General features: G+C 73.1%; 15 protein-coding genes and 1 pseudogene. 11 read left to right on the top strand and 5 right to left on the bottom strand.

Annotated features, from left to right (window positions below):
- Nucleotides 1-10 precede the first annotated feature (10 nt).
- Genes FIV44_RS13610 through FIV44_RS13585 form a run of 6 tightly spaced genes read left to right on the top strand, consistent with a single transcriptional unit; the run spans nt 11 to nt 5,999 of the window.
- Nucleotides 11-991, top strand: a complete 981-nt coding sequence (locus FIV44_RS13610; RefSeq protein WP_141004911.1) for an ABC transporter substrate-binding protein — start codon at nt 11-13, stop codon at nt 989-991.
- Nucleotides 988-1,932 (top strand): ABC transporter permease, encoded by a 945-nt coding sequence (locus FIV44_RS13605; RefSeq protein WP_141004910.1) that lies wholly within the window; start codon nt 988-990, stop codon nt 1,930-1,932. The genes FIV44_RS13610 and FIV44_RS13605 overlap by 4 nt, the downstream gene beginning before the upstream one ends.
- The gene (locus FIV44_RS13600) at nt 1,913-2,755 is read left to right on the top strand and encodes an ATP-binding cassette domain-containing protein (protein WP_219996438.1); all 843 of its coding nucleotides are present in this window, start codon (nt 1,913-1,915) and stop codon (nt 2,753-2,755) included. Before FIV44_RS13605 ends, FIV44_RS13600 begins: the two co-directional genes overlap by 20 nt.
- The gene (locus tag FIV44_RS13595; protein WP_141004909.1) at nt 2,755-4,380 is read left to right on the top strand and encodes a PucR family transcriptional regulator; all 1,626 of its coding nucleotides are present in this window, start codon (nt 2,755-2,757) and stop codon (nt 4,378-4,380) included. The genes FIV44_RS13600 and FIV44_RS13595 overlap by 1 nt, the downstream gene beginning before the upstream one ends.
- Nucleotides 4,370-5,611 (top strand): NAD(P)/FAD-dependent oxidoreductase, encoded by a 1,242-nt coding sequence (locus tag FIV44_RS13590; protein WP_246086942.1) that lies wholly within the window; start codon nt 4,370-4,372, stop codon nt 5,609-5,611. Before FIV44_RS13595 ends, FIV44_RS13590 begins: the two co-directional genes overlap by 11 nt.
- Before the next feature lie 16 nt (nt 5,612-5,627).
- Complete coding sequence (locus FIV44_RS13585) at nt 5,628-5,999, top strand: RidA family protein (protein WP_141004907.1); 372 nt, start codon at nt 5,628-5,630, stop codon at nt 5,997-5,999.
- Nucleotides 6,000-6,024: 25 nt separating this feature from the next.
- On the opposite strand, the gene FIV44_RS13580 is transcribed toward FIV44_RS13585, so the two are convergent.
- The gene (locus tag FIV44_RS13580) at nt 6,025-6,723 is read right to left on the bottom strand and encodes an EcsC family protein (protein WP_141004906.1); all 699 of its coding nucleotides are present in this window, start codon (nt 6,721-6,723) and stop codon (nt 6,025-6,027) included.
- A gap of 298 nt (nt 6,724-7,021) precedes the next feature.
- On the opposite strand from FIV44_RS13580, the gene aat reads away from it, so the two are divergent.
- The 3 genes from aat to FIV44_RS13565 all read left to right on the top strand — a co-directional run bounded on the left by aat (nt 7,022) and on the right by FIV44_RS13565 (nt 8,814).
- Complete coding sequence (aat, locus tag FIV44_RS13575) at nt 7,022-7,561, top strand: leucyl/phenylalanyl-tRNA--protein transferase (RefSeq protein ID WP_219996437.1); 540 nt, start codon at nt 7,022-7,024, stop codon at nt 7,559-7,561.
- 188 nt (nt 7,562-7,749) lie between these two features.
- Nucleotides 7,750-8,184, top strand: coding sequence for a hypothetical protein (locus tag FIV44_RS13570; protein WP_141004904.1), 435 nt, complete (start codon nt 7,750-7,752; stop codon nt 8,182-8,184).
- 33 nt (nt 8,185-8,217) lie between these two features.
- A complete protein-coding gene (locus FIV44_RS13565) occupies nt 8,218-8,814 on the top strand; it encodes a hypothetical protein (RefSeq protein WP_141004903.1) in 597 nt (198 codons plus the stop codon).
- A gap of 129 nt (nt 8,815-8,943) precedes the next feature.
- On the opposite strand, the gene FIV44_RS13560 is transcribed toward FIV44_RS13565, so the two are convergent.
- Together FIV44_RS13560 and FIV44_RS13555 are read right to left on the bottom strand one after the other, a co-directional pair.
- On the bottom strand, nt 8,944-9,282 hold the full coding sequence (locus FIV44_RS13560; protein WP_141004902.1) for a rhodanese-like domain-containing protein: 339 nt from the start codon (nt 9,280-9,282) through the stop codon (nt 8,944-8,946).
- Nucleotides 9,279-10,187: a LysR family transcriptional regulator gene (locus FIV44_RS13555; RefSeq protein WP_141004901.1), complete on the bottom strand. Its 909-nt coding sequence runs from the start codon at nt 10,185-10,187 to the stop codon at nt 9,279-9,281. The genes FIV44_RS13560 and FIV44_RS13555 overlap by 4 nt, the downstream gene beginning before the upstream one ends.
- A gap of 77 nt (nt 10,188-10,264) precedes the next feature.
- Between FIV44_RS13555 and FIV44_RS13550 the strand changes: the two are divergent.
- Nucleotides 10,265-11,089, top strand: a pseudogene (locus FIV44_RS13550) (DMT family transporter); the annotation flags it as partial.
- Nucleotides 11,090-11,134: 45 nt separating this feature from the next.
- On the opposite strand, the gene FIV44_RS13545 reads toward FIV44_RS13550, so the two are convergent.
- On the bottom strand, nt 11,135-12,013 hold the full coding sequence (locus FIV44_RS13545; protein ID WP_141004900.1) for an Fpg/Nei family DNA glycosylase: 879 nt from the start codon (nt 12,011-12,013) through the stop codon (nt 11,135-11,137).
- Between the two features lie 32 nt (nt 12,014-12,045).
- On the bottom strand, nt 12,046-12,252 hold the full coding sequence (locus FIV44_RS13540) for a hypothetical protein (RefSeq protein WP_141004899.1): 207 nt from the start codon (nt 12,250-12,252) through the stop codon (nt 12,046-12,048).
- Between the two features lie 97 nt (nt 12,253-12,349).
- Between FIV44_RS13540 and FIV44_RS13535 the strand changes: the two genes are divergently transcribed.
- Nucleotides 12,350-13,564, top strand: a complete 1,215-nt coding sequence (locus FIV44_RS13535; protein ID WP_141004898.1) for an ATP-binding protein — start codon at nt 12,350-12,352, stop codon at nt 13,562-13,564.
- The last annotated feature ends 33 nt before the right edge of the window (nt 13,565-13,597 follow it).

Raw genomic sequence — 13,597 nt, 5'->3', positions numbered from 1 at the left:
GTCACCCGGAATGAAGAAGTCAGTCCTGATCACCGTCTCGGCCACCCTCGTCGCCACCGCTCTCGCCGCCTGCGGCGGCTCGGGAGGAGGCGACGCCGCCGGCGTCAAGGTGTGCGTGAACGAGTACGTCACCCTGCCCATCTTCAAAGAGGGGCTCGCGGGCCTGAAGGAGGGGATGTCCGCCTCCGGCTACGGCGAGGACGAGGTCACCTACGACATCCGCAACCCGGAGGGTGACGCCGCGACCCAGCAGACGATCGTCAGCCAGTTCCTGCGCGACTCCGACTGCGATGTGCTGCTCGGTCTGGCGACGCCCGGGGCGCAGGCCTTCCTGCAGCCGGGCCGGAAGGCGCCGCTGGTGTTCTTCGCGTCCTCGGCGCCGGTCGAGGCCAAGCTGGTGTCCTCGCTGGAGGCGCCCGGGAACAACACGACCGGTGTCAGCGACCCGCTTCCGGTGGAGCTCGAGCTCGACGCGATGCTGGCGATCGCGCCGGACGTCACGCGGGTCGGGCTGATCTGGAAGAACGGCGACTCGTCGGGAGACGCCCTGGCGGCCCGCGCGGTCGCCGCAGCGAAGAAGGTCGGGATCGAGGTCGTCGAGTCGCCCATCGCCAACCCCTCCGAGACGACGCAGGCGGCCCGCCTCCTCGTGGGCAAGGTCGATGCGATCCAGGTCGCGGGCGACGGCCCGACGGTGAGCGGGGTCGCCGGCATCCTGAAGGTCGCCGAGGACGCGGGCCTGCCCGTGTTCGGCGGGACCACCGAGTCCGTGGAGCAGGGCGCCCTGGTAGCCGGGGTGTACGACTACGGCGCCCTCGGTGTCGAGGCCGGCAAGCTGGTGGCGAAGGTGCTCGACAGCGACGATGCAGGCAAGATCCCGGTCTACCTGCCGGAGGAGAGCGCCATGTCGGTCAACGAGGCCGTCCTCGAGCGTCTCGGCCTGCGGGTCCCCGACGGCCTCGAGGTCGAGTACGTCGGGACGTCCTCGTGACAGCGGCGTTCACCGCCTTGGAGATCGGGGCCCAGTACATTCCGCTGGCCCTGGGGATCTACCTGAGCCTCATCGTGCTGAGCCTGCCCGACCTCACGATCGAGGGCTCCTTCGGGCTGGGCGGTGCGACCTGCGCGGCCGTGCTCCAGTCGGGTGGCTCGCCGTGGCTCGCCGTCGCCGCCGCCATGGCGGCCGGCGCCGCGGCCGGTCTCACGACCGGGTCACTCCATGTCTTCCTGCGGATGAACACGCTGCTGGCGTCGATCCTGGTCACCGCCGCCTGCTGGTCCATCTGCCTGTTCGTGATGGGCGGCGCGAATGTCGCGCTCATCGGGGTGGAGACGCTGTTCACCAAGGCGCAGGGCCTCGATCTCGGGCTGACCGAGGCCAACATCCTGGTCGGGGGACTCGCCTCGCTCGCGTGCGTCGCCTTCCTGCTGTGGCTGTTGTCGACCAGCTTCGGCGCGTCCGTCCGGGCCACGGGACTGAACATCCAGACCAGCAGAGCCATCGGCATCCGCACCGAGATGCGGCAGATGGCCGGGCTCGGTGTCGCGAACGCACTGGTGGGGCTCTCGGGGGCACTCGTCGTCCAGCAGCAGGGCTTCATGGACGTCTCGATCCAGGTCGGCACGCTCGTCGTGGGCATCGCGGCCCTGGTCATGGGCCGGACCATCATCCGCAGCGACCGCCCGGTGCTTGCGCTGGCCGCCGTCGTCCTGGGCGTGCTGGTCTACCGCTTCATCGTCGCCTGGACGCTGGAGAACGGCGGCTCGGCGAACAGCCTGCGGATGGTCACCAGCATCGCGGTGATCGTCGTCCTCGTCGCCCGCAGCCACGGGTCGTCCTGGGCGCGCGGCATCTCGGCATCCGCGCGGGCCCAGCGTCGGCGGATCCAAACCGACTACCTGGAGGCCGATCGTGTCAGCCCCATCCTCTGACTCCCCGTCCAGCCTCGACGTCCGGGGCTGCAGCAAGTCGTTCAGCGGCTCGGGCCGCGACACGATCCGTGCGCTCCTGGGCGCGAATCTCACCGTCCGGCCCGGCGAGCTGGTCGCGATCCTCGGCTCGAACGGCGCCGGCAAGTCGACCCTGATGAACGTCGTGGCCGGCGGCCTCGTCCCCGACGAGGGCAGCGTCTGGGTGGCGGGACGCGACGTGACGCGCTGGCCGTCGTGGAGGCGGGCCCGGCATCTGTGGACCATCCGCCAGGATCCCGAGGTCAACGTCATGGGCCGGTTGACGCTCGAGGAGAACCTCGCACTGGCCCAGGCCTTCACCGGCCGCCGGCGGCCTCTGGGGCGGCTGCTCACCAGGGAGCGCCGGGAGCGGGGACGCGCCGCGCTCGCCGGGCTGGGCATGGGCCTGGAGGACCGCCTGTCGTCGCTCGGGGCCGAGCTGTCCGGCGGCCAGCGTCAGGCCGTGGCCGTGGCGATGGCGAGCGTGGCCGCGCCGACCGTGCTGCTCGTGGACGAGCACGCGGCCGCACTCGACCCCCGCAGCGGTCGCATCGTGATCGCGGCCACCGGCCGCCTGGTCGTCGAGAACCGGCTGGCCTGCCTGATGATCACCCACAACCTCGACCAGGCGGTGGAGCTGGCGGACCGGGTGGTGATCATGCACCAGGGCAGCATCGCCGCGGACTTGCGCAACCCCGGTCGGGCGCTGACCGCCGGAGATCTCCTCGCGCGCTTCGAGGAGGCGACGGGCGGCGACGTACCGGATGTCGTCAAGCTCGCCACCGACGGCGCCGGGCGCCGGTGATGCAACCGGGGGTCTCCGGCGTCCGCCTCGCCCAGCTGGTCCGTGACCTCGGTCCACTGGTCCGCGACGTCGTGTCCGGCGCGGAGGACCGCGATCCGCTGATCCGCTTCGCGGAGATCGTCGACGGCTCGCTCTGCGTGGTCGAGCCGTCGACGGTGCTGCTCGACGTCGGCGACGGCGCGGCGGACGATCCGTCGGTCGCTGAGGCCCTCGGCGTGCCGGCCATCATCGCGAAGCACAGCGCGGAGCTCCGACGCCGGCTGCTCGCCTCGCCCCGGCTCGGCCGGGCCCACGTCGTGCTCATCGAGCCGCAGGCGTCGTGGTTCCACGTCGCCGGCCTGGTCCGGGAACGGCTGGGCCTGGGCACCTTCGCCGGGACGACCGGTGGGGACAGCGAGGCCTTCGGCACCGACCTGTTCGAGGTCGCCAACGCCGTCAGCGAGCTCGTCGCCGGGCCGGTGACCATCGAGGATCGCGACTTCACGGTCATCGCGTTCTCCCAGCGCAATCAGGAGGTGGATCCGGCGCGGGCCGCCACCGTCCTGGGCCGCGCCGTACCTCAGGAGTACCGCGACCTGCTCGACGCCGCCGGCGTCCACGAGCGCCTCGCGGAGGCGGAGTCGCCGCTCTACCTCGAGCTCGACGGACTCCGGCCGCGCCTCGCGATGCCGGTGTGGTCAGGCGGCGTGCTCCTCGGGTCGATGTGGGCCGTCGTCGACGGTCCGGTCGGACCCGACCGCGAGGCGGCCTTCGCCGACGCGGCACGCGTGGTGGCGTTGGCCCTCCTGCGCCGCCGGGCCGAGGGGCGCGGCGGCCGCCGGCTGCGTGCGGAGCTCCTGGCCGACCTCCTCTCACGCACGCCCGACGCCGCCGAGGCCCGGACCCGGTTGGGCCTGGCCGATCGGGAGTCCCGCGTCCTCGCCGTCGACCTGACGGGCATCGACGAGGAGGGCCGCTATCGCATCGCCGACGCGGTCGCGCTCCAGCTGACCGCGGCGAGCCCCACGGCGGCCGTGACGACGATGGACGACCAGCTGTACGCCGTCGTGCTGACCGACCAGTCGGCCGTGCGCATCGACGCGCTGGCGTCCCGCATGCTGCGCAGCATCGCGATGCCGGCGGGCTACGTCGCCGTGGGCCGGAGCGCTCGCACCCTGGACGAGCTGATCTACTCCCGCAGGGACGTGGACCGTTCGATCCGGGTCCGGCGCAGGATGGGATCGGGCAGCGAGGTGATGTTCCCCGAGGAGAACACACTGGGTGCGGTCCTGATCGCCGCCGAGGACTACCTGCAGTCGGAGGGGGTGGATCCGGTCGACGGTGTCCTCGGGCGGCTGCTGGCCTACGACCGCGACAACGCGACCGATCTCCTGGTCTCGCTGGAGGCCTATCTCGCCGCGATCGGCGACGTCGCGACGGCGGCACGGCGACTGCACGTGCATCCCAACACCGTGCGCTACCGCCTGCGGCGGGCCGCCGAGGTCGGCGAGTTCGACCTACAGGATCCGGACACCGTCCTGCTGACGTGGCTGGGCATCCGGAGGCTGCAGATGACCGGTCCGCACTCACGAGCGCGACGTTCGGGCGGCACGGTCGACAGGAGGAGTGATGACGATGGGCAGTGAGCGTATCGAGCGGGTCGGCGTGATCGGCGCCGGGAGTACGGGCCTGGCGGTCGCGTGGTTCCTGCAGCGGTCCGGCGTCGAGGTCGACGTCCTGGACCGCTCCGGGGTCGCCGCGGGATCCTCCCGGGGCAATGCCGGTTGGCTGACCCCGGCCCTGGCCGGGCCGCTGCCGGAGCCGGGGATCCTGCGGTACGGCGCGCGGGCGGTCCTGGACCCACGGTCGCCGCTGCACGTGTCGCTCCGTCCGTCGCGCGACCTCTGGTCCTTCCTCGCCCGGTTCGCCCGGAGCTCCACCCGGGCCCGCTGGGCGGATGCGATGGAGCATCTGGCGTCGATCAACGCGGTCGCGCTCGACGCCTTCGACGAGCTCGCCGACGCGGGAGTGAGGGTCGGCGCCAGCGACGTCGACATCCTCGCCGTGGGCCGCACCACCGACGATCTGCGCCATCTCGCGGCGGAGGTCGCGGCCGCGGCCGAGGCGGGACTGGACGCGAAGGCGGACGTGCTCACCGGTGCGGCCGCTCGGGAGCTGGAGCCGCAGCTGACCGACGAGGTCGGCGCCGGGTTGCTGCTCCGGTCGCAACGCACCATCGATCCGGGCGACTTCTGCGAGCAGCTGGCGCAGGACGTCGTCCGGCGCGGTGGGAGGATCTTCCCTGGCGTCGACGTGGTGTCCGTCCACGACGACGGTCGCGAGGTCGAGGTGCTCGACCGGCTCGGGCCGCCCCGGCGCTTCGACGCGGTCGTCGTCGCGACCGGCGCCTGGCTCAACCGTCTGGTTCGGCCGTACGGGGTCCGGGTCCCGGTGCAGGCGGGTCGTGGCTACAGCTTCACGATGCCGGACCGTCCCGCCGTGAGCCGACCCGTCTATCTCCCCGCCCAGCGGGTGGTGTGCACGCCACTGGCGAACGGGACGAGGGTGGCGGGCACGATGGAGCTGCGCGCGCCCGACGCCCCCTTCCGGGAGGCCCGCATCCAGCAGATCGCCGCGGCGGTCGCGCCCTATCTCGAGGGCGAGCTGGGTGGACGGGCCGACGAATGGTGCGGGTCGCGCCCCTGCTCGGCCGACGGCCTGCCGCTGGTGGGGCCTACGAGGTCGCCGCGGGTCTTCGTCCACGGCGGCCACGGCATGTGGGGCATCACCCAGGGGCCCGCGACCGCGCGGTTGCTCTCGGACCAGATGCTGGGCCGGCGCTCCGAGGTGCTGCGTCCGCTCAGCCCGATGCGATGACGAACGGAGACGGGACGTGAGAGCCGTCGACCTGCCGGAGCTCAGGGTCGCCGGCGCGCCCCTGAGTCACGCGGTCGTCGTGGGCGGCCTGGCCTACTGCTCCGGACAGGTGCCACTGGCGCCCGACGGAACGCTGGTGACCGACGACGTGGCCGCGATGACCCGTCAGGCCCTGGCGAATCTCGGTGCGGTGCTCCGCGCCGCGGACAGCGGACTGGACCGGGTCGTGCGGACGACGGTGTACCTGACCGACTTCGCCGACTACCCGCAGATGAACCTCGCCTACGCGAAGCTCCTGGCGCACCGGCCGGCGCGTACCTGCGTCCAGGTCGCGGGGCTGCCGCTCGGTGCACGACTCGAGATCGACTGCGTCGCCGTGTGTGCCTGATCAGGCACACACGGGTGGGCCGAGGTCAGACCTTGGCTCGCAGGGGCCGGAACTCCCGCCCGGCGTAGCGCCCCACCCGGAACGTGCTCCAGCCGTCGGTCACCGCGCCGACGGCGCCACCGACGAGCGGCACCCGCTTGCCGACCGTGGTCGCCATCCGCTTGCCGATCACCCGCCCGACCAGCTCGCCGGCCAGCACCGTCGAGACGGTGCGGTCCAGGGTGGGGTCGTGCTGCGGCGCGGTCGCGATCGCCATCGGCGGCGCGGGCAGCTGCTTGCGCTTGACCATCGATCGCACGGTGTCCTCGCCGAGCACGCAGACCAGGATCGCGTTGCGCACCCGCGGGTCCTCGAGGTCGTAGCCGCGCAGGTGGGCGATGCCCGCCACCATCCGGCACTGGATGAGCGCCAGCCCGGTGATGCTCGCCGGCGCCACGATCGCGGCGGTGATGAGGCCGCCCAGGTTGGTCACCAGGCCCTCCGCGCCGGCGTACGCGACATGGTTCTCGATCAGTTCCCGCACGGCCTTGTCGACGTTGCCGTGCTGCTCCTCGAGCTGCACGCGCGCGGCCTCCGCCGCCGGCGGCAGCGGACCCACCCCGACCAGCGCCCGGTGCAGCGCCTCCCGCACGAACGACTGCGTCAGCCCCGGGGCCAGCTGGGTGACCTTCGGCGCGAGCTGCCGGGCGGTCTGCAGCGCCAGGCCCTTCTTCAGCGAAGCCATGCCCCGAGCCTAGCCAGCGCCTGCTCACCAACCAGATCTGTCGCTCCGGCAGGCGGACCACGACGGATTCGGGAGGTGCGCGGTCGACACCGGCCACCCCCTACGCTCAGCACGTGCCCGTCGAGCCGCCGCCCACGCAGTGGGACCTCCCGAGCCGTGCGGAGCTGGCGGCGCTGCCGGTGCTCGACGAGCCGGACGACGACGAGGACGGCACCCACGACGGCAGCGACCTGGTGGCGGTGGGGCGGACCTGGAGCCGGGGACGCTGCTGGCGGCGTACCGCAGCGGGCTGTTCCCGATGCCGGAGGGACGCTCGATCGGCTGGTGGTGCCCGGCGTACCGCGGCGTGCTGCAGCTCGACGGGCTGCGGGTCTCTCGCTCGCTGCGGCGCTCGGCGCGCGACTTCGAGATCCGCGTCGACACCGCCTTCGACGAGGTCGTCGCCGCCTGCGCCGACCCGCGCCGGCCGCACGGCTGGATCGACGGCCGGATCGCCCGTGCGTACGGCGATCTCCACCGTCTCGGCTGGGCGCACTCGGTCGAGGCGTGGCGGGACGGCCGCCTCGCTGGGGGCCTGTACGGCGTCGCGATCGGCGGCCTGTTCGCCGGCGAGTCGATGTTCCACCACGTCACCGACGCCTCCAAGGTCGCGCTGCTCGGTCTGGTCGAGGGGCTCCGGTCCGACCCCGCCGGCGCCGCCGGCAACCGGCTGATCGACGTCCAGTGGGCCACCCGGCACCTCACCGGCCTCGGTGTGCGGCAGATCACGCGGGCGTCGTACCTCGCCGCTCTGGAGGGCCTGCTGGCGGTGCCGACCGCGGCGCTCTGGGGCGAATAGCGGGACCCGCCCCGGGCACTGCGAGCCGTACGCGTGCGGCCCACGCCGGTCACGGGCCCGCAACCTGCTGTTCGCCGGGCCTGTGAATAGTCTGAGGCGGGTGGGGCAGGGTGACCGCGGGTCGCCTGCTCGGCCGTGCCCTGGCTCGTCGCACGCCGAGGCGCCCACCCCCTAGGAAAGGAAACGACATGACCCCGATCAAGCGCCCGCTGGCCGCCGCCGGCGTGGCCGCCCTGCTGGGCCTCACCCTGACCGCGTGCGGTGGCAGCTACCCGGCCGACGCCTCGACGAAGGACTTCTGCGGCGGCGTCCAGGACGTCCTGACCGCGACCACGTCGGTGGCGGGCGAAGAGCCGACCGAGGACGAGTGGGAGGACCTGCAGGACGCCTACGAGGACCTGGGCGAGATCGGTACGCCGAAGGAGATCGGCGACGACGAGCGCAACGGCTTCGAGGTCATCGTCGACACCATCACGGACCTCGACTACGACGAGGCGAAGAAGTCCTTCGGCGACAAGGACGGCTCGGACGCCATCCCCGGCGTCTCCAAGGACGACGAGAAGGACGCCGACGCGTTCTTCGAGTACGTCGAGAAGACCTGCGCCGACCAGCTCGGCAGCTGACCACCCCCGATATTCCCGATGAAAGGCAACACGATGACCCTCCTGAAGCGCCCGCTGGCCTCCGCCGGCGCCGCCGCCCTGCTCGCCCTCTCCCTCACCGCGTGCGGGGGAGGCGCTCCGACCGACGCCTCGGTCGAGGACTTCTGCAAGGCCTCGCAGAACACCGAGGCCGGCCAGGACTTCTTCCAGGCGATCCAGGACGAGGACTGGGACAAGGTCGAGGACCTCGTCAAGAAGCAGGCCGAGGAGCTCGAGAAGGTCGGCACGCCCGAGGACATCCCCGACGACGCGCGCGAGGGCTTCGAGATCCAGCTCGACGCCGCGAAGAAGGTCGACGCCGACGACATCGAGAAGGCGTTCAAGGACGACAAGGACCCCTTCGAGGCCGAGATCTCCAAGGACGACCAGAAGAAGGCCGAGGCGTTCAACACCTACCAGTCGGAGACCTGCTCCGACGCGGACGGCGGCTCGACGGAGCTTCCCAGCGACCTGCCGACGGACCTCCCGACCGACGACATCCCGACCGACATCCCGACCGACCTGTCGGACCTGCCGAGCGACCTGCCGACGAGCCCGGAGGAGCTGGAGAGCTTCCTCTCCGACCTCCCGTCCGAGATCCCCACGGAGTGACCTCGGAGTGACCTCGGAGTGACCTCGGAGTGACCTCGGAGTGACCTCGGTGTCACCCGACGGCCGGTGACGCGACGGCCCCGCCGACCTCGGTCGGCGGGGCCGTTCTCGTCGCGTGCGTCCGGTCGCTCAGACGACCGTCGGCGGCTGGTCGCCGTCGGCGACCATCGCCCGGCCCGCCCGCTCCCAGCCGAGCATGCCGTCGACGAGGTTGACGACGTCGTACCCCTGCTGGGCGAGATAGGCCACCGCCCGCGCCGAGCGCCCGCCGCCCTTGCAGACCACGAGCGTCTGCGGCGCCTCGAGCTCCACGAACTCCCCGAGCCGCGCGGGCAGCTCCATCAGCGGGATGTGCAGCGCGCCGTCGATGCGGCCGGCGGCCCACTCGTCGTCCTCGCGGACGTCGAGCACCACCAGGCCCTCGGGCAGCGGGTCCGGGACGGCGTCGATCTCGATCGAGGGGATCATGGCTCCACCCTAGGCGCCGCCGTGTGGAGCGCCGCCGCGACCGCCTCGACCGCGGGCGTGCGGGCCTGCCGGGTCAGCAGGAAGACCTCTCGGCCGAGCGGTCCATCCGCCAGCGGGCGTACGGCGACGCCGGCGTCGCGGCCGTCGAGGGCGAGGTCGGGGAGCAGGGCGCCGGCCCCTGCGGTGCGCGCCATCTCCAGCAGGATGAGGAAGTCGTCGGAGCTGTGGCGCACGTCGGGCTCGAAGCCGCCGTACTGCCGGCACACCCGCAGGTGCATCGCCCGCTGACCGGTCCCCGGCTGGCACGCAGCCCACACCAGCCCGGACAGCCGCGAGATCGGGACCCGCTTCGAGCGGGCCTCGGGGTGGTCGGCCGGGAGCACGATGTGCAGCCGCTCGCGCAGCAGCCGCTCGCGGTGGAGGTCGGCGTGCACGAGGCGCGGCTGGTCGTCGTACTCGTCGCCGATGACGAGGTCGTACTGGTGCAGCCGCAGCCCGGGCGCGGTCTGCTCGACCTCGGCCTCGGTCACCTCCACGCGTACGTCGGGGTGGCTGGCCGCCAGCGCGCGGACCGCCGGCGCCACGATCCGCAGCAGCGCGGACTGGAACGCGGAGATCCGCACCACGCCCGCCGCGCGGCCGGCCGCGACGGTGGCCAGCTCGGCCTCGGCCGCCTCCACCCCCTCGAGCAGCGTGATCGCGTGCCCGACGAGCACCAGGCCGGCCTCGGTGAGCCGGACGTTGCGCCCGGTCCGCTCCAGCAGCGGCGTGCCGGCCTCGCGCTCGAGGACGGCGAGCTGCTGGGAGACGGCGCTGGGGGAGTACCCCAGCGCGGCGGCGGCCGCATGGATCGTGCCGCGGCCGTGCACCTCCCGGAGCAGCCGGAGGCGGTGCAGGTCGAGCATCTGTTCAGCATATCTGCACGATCGGCCATAGGAATCCGTGATGGACGTGAACGGTTGCCGGGCTCGACCATGGCGGGGTGGGTGCCCTGTCCTGCTTGCTCTCCGCCGCCGGCTTCGGCTTGATGGCGGTCTTCGCCAAGTCCGCGTACGACGAGGGCGTCTCGGTCCCGGCGCTGCTCCTGGTGCGCTTCGGCCTGGCCGCCGCCGTCCTCCTCGTCATCGCGACCGGCACCGGGGCCCTGCGCGGCCTCACCCGCCGCGCCGTGCTGGTCGGGCTGGCGATGGGCGTCTTCGGGTACGCCGTCCAGGCGTCCTTCTACTTCTCGGCCCTGCAGCACCTCGACGCCTCGCTCGTCGCGCTCGTCTTCTACGTCTACCCGGTCACGGTGATGGTGGCCTCGATCGCGATCGGCCGCGAGCGGGCCTCCGCCCGCCGGGTCGCCGCCCTCGTGGTCGCCCTGAGCGGCATCGGGCTGGTGCTCGCCGGGGCCGCGACCGGGCAGTTCGACGCGCTCGGCGTGCTGCTGGCGCTCGGCGCCGCCGCGACGTACACCGGCTACATCGTGATCGGCGACCGCATCACCGCGGGCACCCCGCCGGTCGCTCTCGCCGCGCTGGTCTGCACCGGCGCGACCGGAGCACTGCTCGCCGTCGACACCGTGCGCGGCATGCCCGATCTCGGCTTCGGCGCCGCCGGCTGGGGGTGGCTGGCCGCGCTGGTGCTGATCAGCACGGTCGGTTCGGTGCTGCTCTTCTTCGCCGGCCTCGCGAAGGTCGGTCCGTCGACCGCGGCGATCCTGTCCATCCTCGAGCCGGTGGTGACCGTGCTCAGCGCGGCGGTCGTGTTCGGGGAGGTGCTGACCGCGCCGCAGTGGCTCGGCGGGCTGCTCGTGCTCGGTGCGGTGGTGCTGGTGCAGCTGCCGGGGCGCCGCGCCGCCCGGGAGAGGTCACTTCAGCAGCCTGCTCATCCGCCGGTCGGCGAGGGGCTTCCCGCCGGTCTGGCAGGTGGGGCAGTACTGCAGGCTCGAGTCGGCGAAGGACACCTCGCGCACGATGTCGCCGCAGACCGGGCACGGCTTGCCGGTCTGGCCGTGCACCGCGAGATGTGACTTCTTCTCCTTCTTCAGCTCGCTGGCCGCAAGGCCGCGGGAGCGCTCGACGGCGTCGCCGAGGGTGTCGCGGACGGCGGCGTACAGGATCGACAGCTCGTCGTCGGACAGGCTGTCGGCCGGCTTGAACGGCGACATCCGCGCGGCGTGCAGGATCTCGTCGGAGTAGGCGTTGCCGATGCCCGCGATCGTGCCCTGGTGGCGGAGCACGCCCTTGAGCTGCTTGCGGCCGGCGTCGGCGAGGATCCCGGCGAGCCGCTCCGGTGTGAAGTCGTCGGTGAGCGGGTCGGGGCCGAGGCTCGCGATGCCGGGTACGTCGAGCGGGTCGCGGACGAGGTAGAGCGCGAGCGACTTCTTGGTCCCGGCCTCGGTGATGTCGAGCCCCGGCGTGACGCCGTCCCGCTCGTCGAGGACCACCCGGACGGCCAGCGTCGACTTGGTGCTGGGGCGCGGCGGGAGCGCGGGCACCTCGTCCTTCCACCGCACCCACCCGGCGCGCGCGAGGTGGAGCACAAGGTGGAGCCCGCTGGCCTCGATGTCGAGGAACTTGCCGTGCCGTCGTACATCGTCGACCAAGGTGCCCTCGATCGCCGACAGCGGCGGGTCGTAGGTCTTGAGCGCGCTGAACGCCGCGATGTGGACGCGGGTGAGGGCGCGCCCCTCCAGCCGGCCCCGCAGGTCCAGGGCCAGGGCTTCCACCTCGGGCAGCTCGGGCACGAGCCCAGCGTAGTGGGGCCGGCGCGGCGCGGTCAGCGGGCGAGCAGCGCGACGCTGAGGCTCAGGAAGCACACGAGCCCGACCAGGCCGATGCCGAGGACGACGGCCGCGACCGTCCGCATCCCGGGGGTGTGGTCGACGGAGCCGGACCGGTAGGCGAGGGCGCGGATCATCCCCGGCGGGAGGGTCCCGGCCGTGACGATCAGCGCGACCGACCACGCGAAGACCACCGGATCCATGCCCTCCGCAGTGCCCGCCGGCGCCCGGGGCAGACCGGCGATCCGACACGCTAGGGATGTCTAGGGGAGTCGCTAGAGAGCCCGATAGCGTCGGATCATGGACCCGATCCGCAATCCGTACGCCCCCGGCGCCGGGCAGCGCCCGCCGGAGCTCGCCGGGCGCGACGAGCAGCTCGCGGCGTTCGACGTCGTGCTCGAGCGGGTCGCGCGCGGGCGCCCCGAGCGCTCGCTGGTGCTCACCGGGCTGCGCGGCGTCGGCAAGACCGTGCTGCTCAACGCCCTGCGCTCGGCGGCGGTGCGCAAGGGGTGGGGGACCGGCAAGCTCGAGGCCCGGCCGGACCAGTCGCTGCGCCGGCCGCTCTCGTCCGCGCTGCACCAGGCCGTGCGCGAGCTCGGGCCGGTCGCCCCGGAGCCCGGCGAGGCCGATCACGTGCTCGGCGTGATCCGCTCCTTCGCGCAGCGCGACGCGGGCGCGGACGCCAAGCTGCGCGACCGCTGGAGTCCCGGGATCGACGCGCCCGCCGTCCGTGGCCGGGCCGACTCGGGCGACGTGGAGATCGACCTGGTCGAGCTGCTCACCGACGTCGGCGGCCTCGCGGCGGACGTCGGCAAGGGCGTCGCGGTGTTCGTCGACGAGATGCAGGACCTCGGCGCCGACGACGTCTCCGCGCTGTGCGCCGCCTGCCACGAGCTCAGCCAGAACGGCCTGCCGGTGATCGTCGTCGGCGCCGGGCTGCCCCACCTGCCCGCCGTGCTCTCCGCCAGCAAGTCCTACTCCGAGCGGCTCTTCTCCTACCAGCGCATCGACCGCCTCTCCCGCGGCGCCGCCGACCGCGCCCTGGTCGCCCCGGCCGCCGAGGAGGACGCCGCGTTCACGCCCGACGCCCTGGCCGCCATGTACGACGCCACCCGCGGCTACCCCTACTTCATCCAGGCCTACGGCCGCTCCGTGTGGGACCTCGCCCCGCGCACCCCCATCACCGTCGACGACGTCGCCGTCGCGGGTCCCGAGGCCGAGGCCGAGCTGGCCGTCGGCTTCTTCGGCTCCCGCTACGAGCGCGCCACCCCGGCCGAGCGCGACTACCTGCGCGCGATGGCCGACGCCGCCGTCGCCGCGTCGGACGACGGCGTCGAGGACCCGGTCGGCTCGGTCGCCACCGCCGACGTGGCCGGCGTCCTCGGCAAGAGGCCGCAGTCGCTCTCGCCCGCGCGCGACTCGCTGCTGAAGAAGGGGCTGATCTACTCCGGCGAGCGCGGGCGGATCGCGTTCACCGTGCCCCACTTCGGACGGTACCTGCGCACCCAGGGCTGACCGCGGCCCGGCTGGGGCCGCTAGGTTAGCCTC

Source organism: Nocardioides humi (assembly GCF_006494775.1).
Taxonomy (GTDB): Bacteria; Actinomycetota; Actinomycetes; order Propionibacteriales; family Nocardioidaceae; genus Nocardioides; species Nocardioides humi.
The sequence above is the reverse complement of the archived record's forward strand: the minus strand, read 5'-3'. Positions and strand labels throughout refer to the sequence as shown.

Bases quoted from the DNA above. Each gene is read 5' to 3' on its own strand.
- FIV44_RS13565 (WP_141004903.1), top strand. From the start codon at position 8,218: ATGACCCTCCTGAAGCGCCCGCTGGCCTCCGCCGGCGCCGCCGCCCTG.
- FIV44_RS13610 (WP_141004911.1), top strand. From the start codon at position 11: ATGAAGAAGTCAGTCCTGATCACCGTCTCGGCCACCCTCGTCGCCACC.
- FIV44_RS13580 (WP_141004906.1), bottom strand. From the start codon at position 6,723: ATGGCTTCGCTGAAGAAGGGCCTGGCGCTGCAGACCGCCCGGCAGCTC.
- FIV44_RS13595 (WP_141004909.1), top strand. From the start codon at position 2,755: ATGCAACCGGGGGTCTCCGGCGTCCGCCTCGCCCAGCTGGTCCGTGAC.
- aat (WP_219996437.1), top strand. From the start codon at position 7,022: ATGCCGGAGGGACGCTCGATCGGCTGGTGGTGCCCGGCGTACCGCGGC.
- FIV44_RS13540 (WP_141004899.1), bottom strand. From the start codon at position 12,252: ATGGATCCGGTGGTCTTCGCGTGGTCGGTCGCGCTGATCGTCACGGCC.
- FIV44_RS13555 (WP_141004901.1), bottom strand. From the start codon at position 10,187: ATGCTCGACCTGCACCGCCTCCGGCTGCTCCGGGAGGTGCACGGCCGC.
- FIV44_RS13590 (WP_246086942.1), top strand. From the start codon at position 4,370: ATGGGCAGTGAGCGTATCGAGCGGGTCGGCGTGATCGGCGCCGGGAGT.
- FIV44_RS13535 (WP_141004898.1), top strand. From the start codon at position 12,350: ATGGACCCGATCCGCAATCCGTACGCCCCCGGCGCCGGGCAGCGCCCG.
- FIV44_RS13560 (WP_141004902.1), bottom strand. From the start codon at position 9,282: ATGATCCCCTCGATCGAGATCGACGCCGTCCCGGACCCGCTGCCCGAG.
- FIV44_RS13570 (WP_141004904.1), top strand. From the start codon at position 7,750: ATGACCCCGATCAAGCGCCCGCTGGCCGCCGCCGGCGTGGCCGCCCTG.